Source organism: Tissierella sp. QWL-11, assembly GCF_058683765.1.
The window spans coordinates 1,321,105-1,335,207 of the sequence record NZ_CM178750.1; the positions used below are offsets into that span (position 1 = coordinate 1,321,105).

17 protein-coding genes are annotated in these 14,103 nt (G+C 33.4%); all 17 read left to right on the top strand.

Annotated features, from left to right (window positions below; genetic code table 11):
• Positions 1-27: 27 nt before the first annotated feature.
• The 17 genes from AC4PG3_RS06260 to AC4PG3_RS06340 all read left to right on the top strand — a co-directional run bounded on the left by AC4PG3_RS06260 (position 28) and on the right by AC4PG3_RS06340 (position 14,053).
• Positions 28-1,167 carry a 1-propanol dehydrogenase PduQ gene (locus AC4PG3_RS06260; RefSeq protein WP_492195820.1) on the top strand — a complete coding sequence of 380 codons (1,140 nt, stop codon included), beginning with the start codon at positions 28-30 and terminating at the stop codon, positions 1,165-1,167.
• Positions 1,168-1,191: 24 nt separating this feature from the next.
• Positions 1,192-1,536, top strand: coding sequence for a BMC domain-containing protein (locus tag AC4PG3_RS06265; RefSeq protein WP_492195821.1), 345 nt, complete (start codon positions 1,192-1,194; stop codon positions 1,534-1,536).
• Positions 1,537-1,706: 170 nt separating this feature from the next.
• Positions 1,707-3,137, top strand: a complete 1,431-nt coding sequence (eutA, locus tag AC4PG3_RS06270) for an ethanolamine ammonia-lyase reactivating factor EutA (protein WP_492195822.1) — start codon at positions 1,707-1,709, stop codon at positions 3,135-3,137.
• Positions 3,138-3,157: 20 nt separating this feature from the next.
• A complete protein-coding gene (locus AC4PG3_RS06275; RefSeq protein ID WP_492195823.1) occupies positions 3,158-4,525 on the top strand; it encodes an ethanolamine ammonia-lyase subunit EutB in 1,368 nt (455 codons plus the stop codon).
• A 24-nt stretch (positions 4,526-4,549) separates the two neighbouring features.
• The gene (eutC, locus tag AC4PG3_RS06280) at positions 4,550-5,455 is read left to right on the top strand and encodes an ethanolamine ammonia-lyase subunit EutC (protein WP_492195824.1); all 906 of its coding nucleotides are present in this window, start codon (positions 4,550-4,552) and stop codon (positions 5,453-5,455) included.
• 31 nt (positions 5,456-5,486) lie between these two features.
• On the top strand, positions 5,487-6,140 hold the full coding sequence (eutL, locus tag AC4PG3_RS06285; protein ID WP_492195825.1) for an ethanolamine utilization microcompartment protein EutL: 654 nt from the start codon (positions 5,487-5,489) through the stop codon (positions 6,138-6,140).
• Between the two features lie 12 nt (positions 6,141-6,152).
• Entirely contained in the window at positions 6,153-6,758 is a 606-nt protein-coding gene (locus AC4PG3_RS06290) for a BMC domain-containing protein (protein ID WP_492195826.1), read from the top strand.
• Positions 6,758-8,236 (top strand): acetaldehyde dehydrogenase (acetylating), encoded by a 1,479-nt coding sequence (locus tag AC4PG3_RS06295; protein ID WP_492195827.1) that lies wholly within the window; start codon positions 6,758-6,760, stop codon positions 8,234-8,236. The genes AC4PG3_RS06290 and AC4PG3_RS06295 overlap by 1 nt, the downstream gene beginning before the upstream one ends.
• Before the next feature lie 65 nt (positions 8,237-8,301).
• A complete protein-coding gene (locus AC4PG3_RS06300) occupies positions 8,302-8,592 on the top strand; it encodes a BMC domain-containing protein (RefSeq protein ID WP_492195828.1) in 291 nt (96 codons plus the stop codon).
• Positions 8,593-8,705: 113 nt separating this feature from the next.
• Positions 8,706-9,443, top strand: a complete 738-nt coding sequence (locus AC4PG3_RS06305; RefSeq protein WP_492195829.1) for a hypothetical protein — start codon at positions 8,706-8,708, stop codon at positions 9,441-9,443.
• Between the two features lie 9 nt (positions 9,444-9,452).
• Positions 9,453-10,088, top strand: coding sequence for an ethanolamine utilization phosphate acetyltransferase EutD (eutD, locus tag AC4PG3_RS06310; RefSeq protein ID WP_492195830.1), 636 nt, complete (start codon positions 9,453-9,455; stop codon positions 10,086-10,088).
• Between the two features lie 5 nt (positions 10,089-10,093).
• Positions 10,094-10,711 (top strand): hypothetical protein, encoded by a 618-nt coding sequence (locus AC4PG3_RS06315; protein ID WP_492195831.1) that lies wholly within the window; start codon positions 10,094-10,096, stop codon positions 10,709-10,711.
• A gap of 13 nt (positions 10,712-10,724) precedes the next feature.
• Positions 10,725-10,997, top strand: coding sequence for a EutN/CcmL family microcompartment protein (locus AC4PG3_RS06320; RefSeq protein ID WP_492195832.1), 273 nt, complete (start codon positions 10,725-10,727; stop codon positions 10,995-10,997).
• Positions 10,998-11,099: 102 nt separating this feature from the next.
• Positions 11,100-12,191, top strand: a complete 1,092-nt coding sequence (locus AC4PG3_RS06325) for an ethanolamine utilization protein EutH (protein ID WP_492195833.1) — start codon at positions 11,100-11,102, stop codon at positions 12,189-12,191.
• Between the two features lie 33 nt (positions 12,192-12,224).
• Positions 12,225-12,683 carry an AraC family ligand binding domain-containing protein gene (locus AC4PG3_RS06330; RefSeq protein WP_492195834.1) on the top strand — a complete coding sequence of 153 codons (459 nt, stop codon included), beginning with the start codon at positions 12,225-12,227 and terminating at the stop codon, positions 12,681-12,683.
• 333 nt (positions 12,684-13,016) lie between these two features.
• Positions 13,017-13,214, top strand: coding sequence for a cold shock domain-containing protein (locus AC4PG3_RS06335; protein ID WP_492195835.1), 198 nt, complete (start codon positions 13,017-13,019; stop codon positions 13,212-13,214).
• A gap of 92 nt (positions 13,215-13,306) precedes the next feature.
• A complete protein-coding gene (locus tag AC4PG3_RS06340) occupies positions 13,307-14,053 on the top strand; it encodes a peptidylprolyl isomerase (protein ID WP_492195836.1) in 747 nt (248 codons plus the stop codon).
• Positions 14,054-14,103 lie beyond the last annotated feature (50 nt).

The window sequence follows — 14,103 nt, forward strand, 5'->3', positions numbered from 1 at the left end:
TTTTTTGTTAGAAAGGAGCAACAGACTATGCAAGAAATAAGATTTGGAACAACATTATATATCGGTACAGAAAGTCTAAAAAGATTATCCGATTTCAAGAATGAAAAGATTTTTATAGTAACAGATTCTTTTATTGCTTCCTCGGAGCTACTTCCATGTATTAAAAGCTATATTGATAGTAGCACAGAAACAATGGTATTTTCTGGAGTGGTTCCAGACCCTCCAATTGATAATATCGTTGCCGGGATAGAATATTGCAAAGATTTTCCAGCTACAATTGTATTAGCCATAGGCGGTGGATCTGCTATAGATGCAGCAAAAGCTATACTTTATTTTGGTAAATTGACTGATAGATTTAGTAATATACGATTTATAACTATTCCTACCACAAGTGGAACAGGTTCAGAGGTTACAAATTTTTCCATTATCACCGATGATGAAAGGGGAACAAAGTACCCATTGATTACAGATGAAATATTGCCAGATGAAGCTATTTTAGATTCTGGTCTTGTTGCAGGTTTACCACCTAAACAAACTGCTGATACAGGTATTGATGTTCTTACTCATGCTATAGAAGCTTATGTTTCCACTAGTGCCAATGATATATCTGATGCTTTAAGTGAAAAAGCTATACGCTATGTATTCACTTATTTAGAAAGAGCTTATAAAAATGGAAATGATGAAGAAGCACGTGAAAAAATGCATATGGCATCAACAATGGCTGGAATGGCTTTTACTATAGCTTCACTAGGTTTAAACCATGGTATAGCACATGCAGCAGGAGCACGTTGGCATATTCCCCATGGAAGGATAAATGGGATATTATTACCAAGTATTATTCGCTATAATGCTGGAGTTACTGAAGGCAAATATAATAATAAGACCACACTTGCTGCAAATCGTTATGCAGAAATTGCTAAATTTTTAGGATTAAATGCTGGAAATCCACAAATGGGTGTACGGAGTTTAGTAAATGCAATCCTTGCACTTCAAAGGAGACTATCTATTCCAAGGAGTCTTTCTGAGTGGGGAGTTAGTAAGGAACAATTTGAATCAGATAAAACTGGAATAGCAGAAGCTGCCCTTGCAGATCGTTGCACAGTGACAAACCCTATTGTCCCAACTGAAGAGGATGTAATCAGTATTCTGGGAAAATTATTTATTTAAGTTTTGATTAAATGAGGTGATTACTTGGAGGTAAATGAGAGGATTATACAGGAATATGTTCCTGGTAAGCAAATCACCGTTGCACATGTTATTGCAAAACCTGATTCAGAAATATATGAAAAGATGGGTATAGTACAATCTAGTAATGAAGCAGTCGGCATTTTAACTATAACACCAAGTGAAGCATCAATTATTGCTGTTGATATAGCAACAAAAGCCGCTGAAATAGAAATTGGATTTGTTGATAGATTTTCAGGTGCAGTGGTTATAATAGGGGACGTTTCCTCAGTTAAGATTGCTTTAAAAAATATTTTAGAAACCATGGAAAGGCTTTTAAATTTTACAGTTGTACCTCTATCTAATACTTGAAGGAATAAAAACTATAATTATATTTAAAAAATTAATATGCAAATTATGGCAACAAGGTCATAGATAAAAGTAAGGCGCTTAATAAGGGGACGATTATGGATCTTTTATTAAGCGTTTATATTTTTAAAAAGTATTAAAAATATGGAATATATTCAAAGGGAGTAGATACGATGGCAGAAATTTTATTAAGTGTTGGTATTGATATTGGAACATCAACAACCCAATTGATTTTATCAGAACTTTCAATGGAAAATATGGCTTCAGTTTTTACAATTCCAAGGATTACTATTACAGATAAAAAGGTGATATTTAAGAGTGAAATTATATTTACTCCTATATTAGAAAACAATCTAATAGACTCTGATGGTATAAAGGCATTTGTAGAGGAGCAATATAAAAGAGCAGGAGTAACAAAATCAGATATTCAAACTGGGGCAGTTATTATAACTGGGGAAACAGTTCGAAAAGAAAATGCCCAGACAGTTGCTAAAGCTCTAAGTGGTTTTGCTGGAGATTTTGTTGTAGCAACAGCTGGTCCTGATTTAGAGAGTATTATTGCTGGTAAAGGAGCAGGGACTTATTCCTACTCTGAAAGCCAACACTTGGCGGCAGTAAACCTTGATATTGGAGGTGGAACAACAAATCTAGTAGTATTTAACGATGGGGATATTGAAGATACGGCTTGTTTTGATATTGGGGGTCGCTTGATAAAGGTAGATACTAATGAAATAATTCGTTATATTTCTCCAAAAGTGAAGGAAATCATCAAAAGAGAAGCTTTAGATATTCATCTAAATGAAAAGATAAATCTTAAGGAATTAGATAAACTTTTAGATATATTTATACAGGTACTGGAAAACAGCGTTGGGTTAGGTAAAGAGAGTCCTTATTTTGACTTGTTGATAACCAACAAACCATTAAATACAAAGCTGAAAATCAAATGTATTTCATTTTCAGGTGGAGTAGCAGATGGCATTACAAAAGAAAGTTTACAAAATCCTTTTGTATATGGTGATATTGGACTTTTATTAGGTAAAAAAATAAATAATTCACTCCTTGTGAAAGCTTTTAAGGTAATTCCAACTGTAGAAACTATTCGTGCAACTGTAGTAGGAGCAGGATCACATACCACTGATGTTTCAGGGAGTACAATTACCTATAAGGAAGATATACTCCCACTTAAGAATATTCCTATCTTACAGTTATCTAAAGATGAGGAAAGTACGAATAATTATGGGAATTTAGGGGATATTATTCAAGAAAAAGTAAAATGGTTTATGGTAGATGGGGAAGTACAAATTATTGGATTAGGTGTAGAAGGTGTACATAGCCCATCCTTCCAATTAATTCAGGGATTGGCAAAAGAAATAATAAAGGGTTTAGATATGTTAATTCGGGAGAAATTGCCACTTGTTATCATAGTGAAAGAAGATATGGCAAAGGCACTAGGTAATAGTCTTTATGCACATCTTCCTAAAGATTATCCATTCGTATGTATAGATAGTGTTTATGTACGGAATGGAGATTATATAGATATTGGAAAGCCCGTTGTATCAGGTTCTGTTTTACCAGTAGTAGTAAAGACATTAGTATTTAGTTAAAGATAAAAGGAGGATTTACAATGATTTTAAAGACAAAGCTTTTTGGCAAAACATATCAATTTGCATCTGTAATGGAAGTTATGGGAAAGGCTAATGAAGAAAAATCAGGGGATAATTTAGCTAGAGTTGCAGCAAGTAGCGCTGAAGAAAGAGTTGCAGCTAAAGTTGTTCTATCACAATTAACTCTTTCAGATTTATTTAATAACCCTGCGGTGCCGTATGAAAAGGATGAGGTAACACGTATTATTATTGACAATGTTAATCTTGTAACTTATGAAAAAATTAAAAATTGGACAGTAGCTGAATTAAGAGAATGGATTTTAAATAGCAATACAACAAACTATGATATTCATCGCATATCAAATGGTTTAACTTCTGAAATGGTAGCAGCAGTTGCTAAAATTATGTCCAACTTAGACTTAATAGTAGGAGCCCAAAAGATTACAATAACTAAGACTGCCAATACTACAATTGGTGTTCCAGGAACTTTTTCAACTCGTCTACAACCAAATCATACTACTGATAATGTGGATGGTATTATGGCTTCGGTTATGGAAGGCCTATCCATGGGATCTGGAGATGCAGTAATAGGTTTAAATCCAGTAGATGATACAACAGAAAGTGTAAAACGTATTCTTCATAAATTTAATGATTTTATTAATGAATGGGAAATACCAACACAACATGTTGTGTTAGCACATGTAGGTACTCAGATGGAAGCAATGGAGCAAGGAGCTCCAACAGGATTAGTATTCCAATCTATTGCAGGATCTGAAAAGGGAAATACAGCTTTTGGAATTTCTGAAAAGATGCTTTCAGAAGCAAAGGATATGGCTTTAAAGTTGGGTACAGCAGTAGGCCCAAATGTTATGTACTTTGAGACAGGGCAAGGTTCAGAGCTTTCTTCTGATGCTCATAATGGCGTAGACCAACTGACTATGGAAGCTAGATGTTATGGATTTGCAAAATATTTTGATCCATTCATTGTTAATACAGTTGTTGGATTTATTGGACCAGAATATCTGTATGACTCTAAACAAGTTATTCGTGCAGGTCTAGAGGATCATTTTATGGGCAAGTTAAGTGGTATTTCCATGGGTTGTGATGTTTGTTACACCAACCATATGAAAGCTGATCAAAATGATGCTGAAAACTTAACAGTTCTACTTGCAACAGCCGGTGCAAACTTTATTATGTCTATTCCAAATGGAGATGATATTATGTTGAATTATCAAACTACAGGATACCATGAGGGTGCATCAATTAGACAATTATTAAATAAACGAACAATAAAAGAATTTGACCAATGGTTAGAAAAAATGGGATTCAGTGAAAATGGACGTTTAACTTCTAAAGCTGGTGATGCATCTGTATTCTTGAAGCATTAAATATTTCTAAGAGGAGGGTAACTAATGGATGAATTAAATTTAAAAGAAATGATTAAATCAATTTTAAATGAAATGGTAGATGAAGTATCACCAGCTGTAAATGGTTCAGTTACAAAGTCAACTGTAAGCACAATGGGATCTACTAAACCACAAGAAATTGAAGAGGGATTTATACCAGATATTACAGAAGTAGATATTCGTAAGCAATTTTTAGTACCAAATCCAGCAGATAAAGAAGGATATTTAAAAATGAAATCCTATACACCAGCTCGCTTAGGATTATGGAGAGCAGGTACAAGATATATGACAGAACCTAGTCTCAGATTCCGTGCCGATCATGCTGCTGCACAGGATGCTGTATTCTCTTATGTTAGTGAAGATCTAATTAAAGAACTTGGATTTGTAGAAGTTACCACTGAATGCAAGGATAAAGATGAATATCTTACACGACCAGATTTAGGTCGTAAGTTTTCAAATGAAGCAATAAACACAATAAAAGGTGCTGTAAAGCCAAATCAGAAAGTACAAATTATTGTTGGTGATGGTTTAAGTTCAGCGGCAATAGAGGCAAATATCAAAGATATTTTACCTTCTTTACAACAAGGGCTTAAGATGTTTGGACTTGATTTTGGAGAGGTTGTTTTTATAAAACATTGTCGTGTACCAGCTATGGATTCAATTGGTGAAGCAACAGGAGCTGATGTGGTTTGTCTTTTAATTGGAGAAAGACCAGGTCTTGTTACAGCAGAATCTATGAGTGCATATATAGCTTATAAACCAACCATTGGTATGCCAGAAGCTAGAAGAACTGTAGTTTCCAATATTCACAGACAAGGAACTCCAGCAGTAGAAGCAGGAGCATACATTGCGGAGATTATCAAAAAAATGCTAGATAATAAAGCGTCGGGGTTAGATTTAAAAGAAAAGTAAAAACGGCCTGATTTAAAGAGGAGGTTTCCTAATGAAAAATGAACGATTGGGTGCAAATGTTCTAAGTGTAAAAATCATTCCAAATGTGGATGATGGATTGGCAAAAAAATTAAAATTAGAAACAAACCAAAAAAGTTTAGGGATTATAACATCTGATAGTGATGATGTGACATATGTAGCATTAGATGAAGCAACGAAGGCATCAGATGTAACGGTTGTATATGCAAAAAGCATGTATGCTGGAGCGGCTAATGCTTCTACAAAATTAGCAGGAGAAGTTATTGGAATCTTAGCAGGACCAAGTCCAGCAGAGATACGAAGTGGTCTAGATCGTGCTATTGAAGTAATAGAAAATGAAGCTAGCTTTTATAGTGCAAATGAGGATAATTCAATAATTTATTTTGCTCATTCTGTATCGAGAACAGGTTCTTATCTATCAGAAGGAGCAAATGTTAAAGAAGGAGAAGCTATTGCTTATTTAATAGCACCGCCACTTGAAGCAATTGTAGGTATTGATTCGGCTTTGAAAGCTGCTGATGTAAAGATGAAAGTATTTTATGGACCACCATCTGAAACAAATTTTGCAGGAGCATTACTAACAGGGTCACAATCTGCTTGCAAAGCAGCATGTGAAGCATTTGCTAAAGCTGTTGAAGCTGTTGCTGATAATCCAACTAGTTATTAGGTGGTGATTAATATGGCTAAAGCATTAGGTTCAATTGAAGTAAGTGGAAAGTTAGGAGCAATCCTAGCAGCAGATGCATCTCTAAAGGCAGCAAATGTAACTCTAATTGGAAAGGAACAAATCCGTGGAGGGTTGACAACAATTCATATTATTGGAGATATTGCAGCAGTAAAATCAGCAATTGAGGCAGGTGAAGTTGCGGTGGCAAACAAGAATTGTCTAATTAGTAGTCATGTTATCCCACGTTTGGATGAACAAGTTGAGCGAATGTTGATGAAATCATTTAGTGAAAAGAAAGATAATCCTTCAGATGCAAAAGAATCCAATAAATCTATTAAAGATGAAATAGAGAAAGATGAAATAGAGGAAGAAAAAAAGGATATTTTACTAAGCAATTTTGATGAATCAAAAGAAGTTTTAGAGGAAAACTTAGAAAGTGGAGTAGATGCAATTGTAGATCTATCCTTTGATAAGGCAGAACTAGAAAAAATGAAAGTATCGGATTTACGTTCACTTGCATATAAATTAAATCTTGCTACCATAGAGGAATCAAAAATTAAATCTGCTAAGAAAGCAGTGCTTATTGAAGCATTACTAGATAAAGGAGTTGAGTATTAATGAGATTGATAGATAAAGACCTTGTCTCAGTTCAAGAAACTAGGGATTTACTAAAAAAAGCAAAAGAAGCTCAAAAAGAAATAGCCAAGTTATCTCAAGAACAAATCGATACCATTTGTAAGGCTATAGCAAAGGCGGCTTTTGACAATCGTGTGAAACTAGCTAAAATGGCACAAGAAGAAACAGGATTTGGAAAATGGCAAGATAAAGTCCTTAAAAATGCCTTTGCATCAAGAGATTTATTAAATGCAATTAAAGATATGAAGACAATTGGTTTAATTACAAATAATATAGAAGCTAAATATATGGAAGTAGCTGTTCCTGTTGGAGTAATTGCAGGTCTTATTCCTTCAACAAATCCTACATCAACAGTTATCTACAAAGCACTAATAAGCATCAAAGCAGGAAATGCTATTGTATTTTCCCCCCATCCAAGTGCAGTAAATTGTATCAAGGAAACAGTTAATATTATAAATGAAGCAGGAAGAAGTGTTGGCTTACCAGACGGTGCTATTAGTGTAATTACAAGAGTTACATTACAGGCAACAAATGAATTAATGAAAAATGAAAATACAGATTTAATTCTTGCTACTGGTGGATCTGCAATGGTTCGAGCAGCATATTCTTCTGGAACACCGGCAATTGGAGTTGGGCCAGGTAATGGACCTGCGTTTATAGAACGTAGTGCAAATATTCCGAGAGCAATTGAGCTTATTATTGAATCGAAGACATTTGATAATGGTACAGTTTGTGCCTCTGAACAGTCTATTATTGTTGAAGAAGTGAGTAAAGAAAAAGTGATTTCAGAACTAAAGAAACAAGGCGGTTATTTCTTATCAAAAGAAGATGCCCTAAAACTTGAAAAGTATATACTACGACCAAATGGGACAATGAATCCTAAGATTGTTGGAAGGACTGCCCAGGTTGTTGCTGAATTAGCTGGTATTTCTGTACCAAAGGATGCAAAAATTCTTATTGCAGAAGAAACACGTGTTGGTAACCTTGCACCCTATTCAAGGGAAAAATTATCACCAATTTTAGCTTTTTATACAGTAAATACTTGGGAAGAAGCTCGGGATTTAAGTATTAAGATTTTAAATTTTGAAGGTGCAGGACACACCATGGTTATTCACTCAACAAATAAAAAAATTACAGATGATTTTGCTTTTAAAATACCAGTTTCACGACTACTAATAAACTGTTCGGCTACATTAGGTGGAATAGGAGCAACTACAAACCTTATGCCTGCCTTGACATTAGGTTGTGGAGCTGTAGGAGGAAGTTCTACTTCCGACAATGTTGGTCCACATAATTTATTTAATCTTCGTCGAATTGTTCATGGTGTCAAGACATTAGATGAAATACGTGGAGAAGATATACTTGAAGAAGTTAATGATATAGCTGATGAATGTTTGGGACTTAGTAAAGATGAATTAGTAGATTTACTTGTTGAACGTGTTTTACAAAAACTAAAGTAGGCAAAGAGCAACACAATAAAATCAATAATAAAATAAAAACATAAAAAAATTGAGGAGGAAATTATATGGCTAATACAAACGCATTAGGTATGATAGAAACAAAAGGATTGGTAGCCTCAGTAGAGGCAGCAGATGCAATGGTTAAAGCAGCAAATGTAACATTAATTGGAAAAGAACAAGTAGGCGGAGGATTAGTAACAGTTATGGTTCGTGGAGATGTGGGAGCTGTTAAAGCTGCAACAGATGCTGGAGCAGCAGCTGCAGAAGCAGTTGGGGAACTGATATCTGTTCATGTAATACCACGTCCACATGTGGAAGTAGATGTAATTCTACCAAAATACGATACTCAATCATAACTAGGCTTATAATACTCATGATGAAGGCTTAAAGTTGGAAGAGAAAAAGTGGGGCTGAGGCATAATAAAAGCTTATGCTCAGCCTTTTCTTTATCAAGGGGAAGTGAATACTAATGGCTATTTTAACAGAAAAAAAGATAAAGAAACTACTCCGTACGACAAAATTAAAAGAAACAAAATTCTTAGTTTTAGAACCTGGAACTATGATTACACCTTCTGCAAAAGAATATTTAAAAGATATTACTATTGAATATATGAAAATACCAGAAGAATCTGAGATTGAGAATCAAGAAGCAATCTTCCCAATGAACCAGTCAAAAGTAAAGGAATCAAATAATGGAAAAAATATCCAAGATATTTTAGTATATACCAATGGAAATGGACAGGAAATATGGAAAAGTCACTTAAAATATCAATTTAAAATTAAAATTAATATTACAATAAGTCGTATTTTAAATTTACAAAAGAAAAGTCATAATATAGGAAATATGGAGTTATTAGAGGCTTTGAATACTATATTAATGGTAGTCGAGGGAATATCATTGAAGACTTTATCTTCAAGAAACTTAGAGCTGATACAGGAAATTGAAAAATTGTTGGAAGACAAAAAGCCATATATTGTCAAGCTATATCCAGAAGATTCATTTATTCCAACATATAAAGATGAAGAATATGTTATAGATTTATTTGAGTTACATGCACATTTACAAGAACTAGAACACTTTATTGCTAAAGAAATGAAAGAGATTCTCACATTTGAGGAGTATATAAATTATATTTCAATAGTGACTATTTTAAAGGGTTATTGTTGGGTTTTAATGGTACAGTCAAAAGAAAATTCAGTAGAATAGGGGTGCAATATGGCTAAAAATAATATTGATACAATTGTTGATACAGTTGTATCTCGTATAAAAGAAGTAATGGATCAAACTTTTGAAATTGAAGCAAGTGGGCGTCATATCCATCTAAGTCGCAGGGCAATAGATTACCTCTTTGGAAAAGATTATCAATTACGCCCATCCAAATATTTATCACAAACAGGGGAATTTGCATCAGAAGAACGAGTGAGCATTAAAGGACCCAAAAGCACTATTCATAATGTTATAATTCTTGGACCAGAGCGAAAAAATTGTCAGGTAGAAGTTTCATTAACAGATGCACGTTCATTAGGTGTAAATGCGCCAGTTAAATTAAGTGGAGATATTGAAAATACTCCAGGGATTACTTTGATGAATGGATCTAAATCTTTTGTTTTAGATAGAGGTGTCATAGTTGCAAAACGCCATATTCATGTAAAAGATACAGATGCTGAAAGATTAGGTGTGAAGAATCAAGAGAGAGTATCAGTTCAAGTGTTTAGTGAAAGACCACTTATATTTGATGATGTTATAGTGAGAATAAGTCCTAAGTTTGAGACTTACATGCACATTGATTATGATGAAGCAAATGCTTGTGGCCATAGAAAAGGTGTACGTGGGCGTATTTTTAAGAGGTGATATAGATGGATAATATTGAAATAGTAGTGCAAAAAATCACAGATATCATTATACAACGTTTACAGAAAGAAGAGCTTAGAAAGACTGTTGCATTTTTAGGGGAAGAATATTCAAGTATTCGGATTTATTATGAAAAAAGAGGCTATGAAATAGTACCAGTTAAAGATAAATCAGATATAGACATAGTAATTGTGACCAAGCTAACTATTTTAAATATGAATCGCATAGCACTAGGCCTTCCACAAATAGAAGAAGAAGTAATTATTTGGGAACGTTTATTAAATAAGAAGGAAATTATTTTTTTAGAAGAAGGAATAGAGTTTCAGAAAAGTCAGCATGTGGCTCCACGAGCATTACTACAGGCTCTTGAGAATCATAAAAATCAATTAGTAAGGTACGGTGCTTCTATACTTTCTTTAAAAAATTTTGAAAAGATAAATGAAACTATAAATGGGAAGGTAAAAGATGTAATTGGTAAAAGTTATAAGAAGGAACTTCTTACCATAGGTAAAGTACAGAAACTGAATTTACAACCAGGAGATATCTTTGAAGCAAATAAGAACATCATTATTACAGCATTGGCTAAGGATTATATGCATGATTTAGGTGTTCAAATAGTATAGAAAGGGGCATACTATGTTCATTGGAAAAGTTGTTGGTAGCCTATGGGCTACTCGTAAAGATGAAAAGTTAAATGGTTTAAAGTTCCTACTAATAGAAAAACAACTAAACGAATATGAGATTGATCCTGCTTTAGTTGTTGCAGTAGACCGTGTAGGTGCTGGCATTGGAGAATCTGTACTGATTACCACTGGCAGCTCTGGTCGTCTATCTTTTGAGGGCAAAAGTATTCCGGTTGATATGGTTATTGTTGGGATTATAGACACTGTAGACTATCAAAATCAATGACAAAAGTTGCTATTTATAATAAGGCTAAGACCTCGTTTCAGTGGCATATTGCAATTGTTATATAATTGCTTACTTTACTAAAAATAGAATGGAGTGAAATGAATGAGTATAAATGAAATAATAATTTGGGCTATTACAATTATAATGGTCATAGGTGCAATCGACCGTTCATTAGGTAATAAAATTGGATTAGGTCAACAATTTGAAGAAGGAATACTAGCAATGGGTGCTTTAGCGCTTTCAATGGCCGGTATAATTGTTATAGCACCCAAGTTATCAGATTGGCTAAGTCCTATAGTGGTTCCATTATATAAATTGTTAGGAGCAGACCCAGCAATGTTTGCAGGAACACTATTAGCAAATGATATGGGTGGGTTTTTCTTAGCAGAACAAATGACTACAGACCCACTTATAGTACTTTTCTCAGGTGGTATTTTAGGAGCCATGCTGGGAGCTACAATTGTATTTACAATCCCAGTGGGATTAGGTATTATCAGCAAAGAAGATACAAAGTATCTAGCACAAGGAGTATTATGTGGGATTGTGACGATTCCACTTGGAGCATTAGTTGCAGGAATTATGATGGGTATGCCAGTAGTTAAAGTTTTTATGAATTTAATACCTATAATAATTGTAGCAATTTTAATTGCTGTTGGACTATTTAAAATCCCTGAAGGAATGATTAAAGGGTTCAATATATTTGGCAAAATTATAGTGGCTGTTGCAGCCATTGGGTTGGCAATTGGTGGGTTAGATCTATTATTAGGTATCAAAATATTTGAAAATCAAGATACACTTGAAGTTGGATTCCAAACAGTTGGTAGTATTGCCATAACTTTAGCTGGTGCTTATGGATTAGTGTTCTTGATAACAAAGATATTTAACAAACCATTGATGAAACTAGGTCATTTGTTAGGAATGAATGATGTTGCAGCAGCAGGTCTAATTGCATCTCTTGCCAACAACATCGCCATGTTTCAAACAGTAAAGGACATGGATAAACGTGGGAAGGTGATTAATATTGCTTTCGCAGTTTCAGCATCTTTTACATTTGGTGACCATCTTGGGTTTACGGCTGGTGTTGCACCAGAATTAATTACTCCGATGATTATCGGTAAACTAGTGGGTGGTATTTCTGCTATTATTGTTGCCATATTTCTATCTAACCGTGTATTTAGAATTGAACAAAGCTAATAATATAAAAAAATAAGTACGGATGGAGGTAAGATGTTGAATATAGACAGATCAGAAATTGAAAAATTAGTTCGTAGTATCATAATGGAAGAATATAGTAATAACTTAAATGATTCTTCAAAGAGGCATGTCGACCCTAGTGGTGTAATGTCGATTTCCTTGCCATTGTTTTCTGTAAGTGAAGAAGATCGCTTGGATACAGGAAACCCTAATCATAAAGTGTACACCAAAGATTTGGTATCACTTACTGAAAGTCCTAGATTGGGTTTTGGTCTTATGGTAATGGAGGATACTACCTTCGATTGGACTTTAGGATATGATGAAATAGATTATATTATTGAAGGAACTTTAACTATTGTCATAGATGGACGCCGCATAACTGCAAATCCAGGAGAAGTTATTTTAATTCCAAAGGATTCAAGTATTCAGTTTTCAGTTGAAGGAAGGGCAAGGTTTATCTATGTGACTTATCCAGCTGATTGGCAATCATAAACGAATACTCAGTTCAGAGGGAGTTTTAACTTTTTTTGAACACAAAGTTGGATAATTTATAGGATGAATTTTTAAAAGGGCAATTGATAGATTTAAGCACCATGAATAGAAAAAGTCAGTCATTTAATATTATAACCAGAAAATCAAGAAAAATGTTGAGTTTTACTTGTATTATTTTTCTATTCATGTTATCATATGAATGTAGCTTTAATTCAACGGTAAATTTTTAATACAAATAATTTCTAGCATTAAATCATTAGCTTCATGTATGAGAAATTTTATTTGTGGTATTTTTACAGGGAATTAAAGAAATAAAATTTTGGAGGTATATGCATGAAAGGTACAGTAAAATGGTTTAACGCAGAAAAAGGATACGGATTTATTACTACAGAGGAAGGAAATGATGTATTTGCACATTTCTCTCAAATCAACAAAGACGGCTTCAAGACTTTAGAAGAAGGTCAAGAAGTTGAATTTGATGTAGTTGAAGGTGAAAAAGGGCTACAAGCAGAAGGAATCAGCGTTTTATAATTTCTGAAAAATTAAACCTCTTAAAGACATAATCTTTAAGAGGTTTTTTAGTTGTATACTATATATAATTTCAAATAAGGGGAGAGTTTAATATGGAAGAGAAAAAAGTAGTTGCGAAAGTAAATGAAAAAGAAATAACTCAACAAGATGTAATGAAGTTTTTAAACGATATTGGACCACAAGTTGCAATGCAATTTCAATCACCAGATGGAATTAAAAAAGTAATAGAAGAATTAGTAAATCAAGAATTACTTTTTATAGATGCAAAAGAGACTAATTTAGAGGAAGAAGAAGGATTTAGAGCTATATTAGAAGAAAACAAAAATATTCTTTTAAAAAATTATGCTTTGAATAAATTAATTCAAAATGAAGATGCAAATCAAGATGAATTAAAAAAATATTATGAAGAGCATAAATCATATTTTAAAAAGCCAAAGTCAGCAAAAGCTAGTCATATATTAGTTAAGACAGAAGAAGAAGCTAAGGATATCTTAGAAAAGATAAATGATGGTATGTCCTTTGAAGAAGCTGCAAAAGAATACTCTACTTGTCCTTCTAAAGAAAGAGGTGGAGATTTAGGAGAATTTAATTCAGGACAAATGGTTCCTGAGTTTGAGGCTGTTGTTTTTAGTATGGATGAAGGCAGTATCTCTGATCCAGTTAAGACTCAATTTGGATATCATATAATAAAATTAGTTCATAGATCAGAAGAGGAAGAGAAAACTTTTGAAGATGTAAAAGATGAAGTATATAGTCAAGTAGTAAGATTAAAGCAACAAGAAAAATATTTAGCTAAAATAAGTGAATTGAAAAATAAAAATAAAATTGAGATATTTTAAAAAAGAGAGAATATACTCTCTTTTTTTTTTATAATTGTTTAATTACTTTA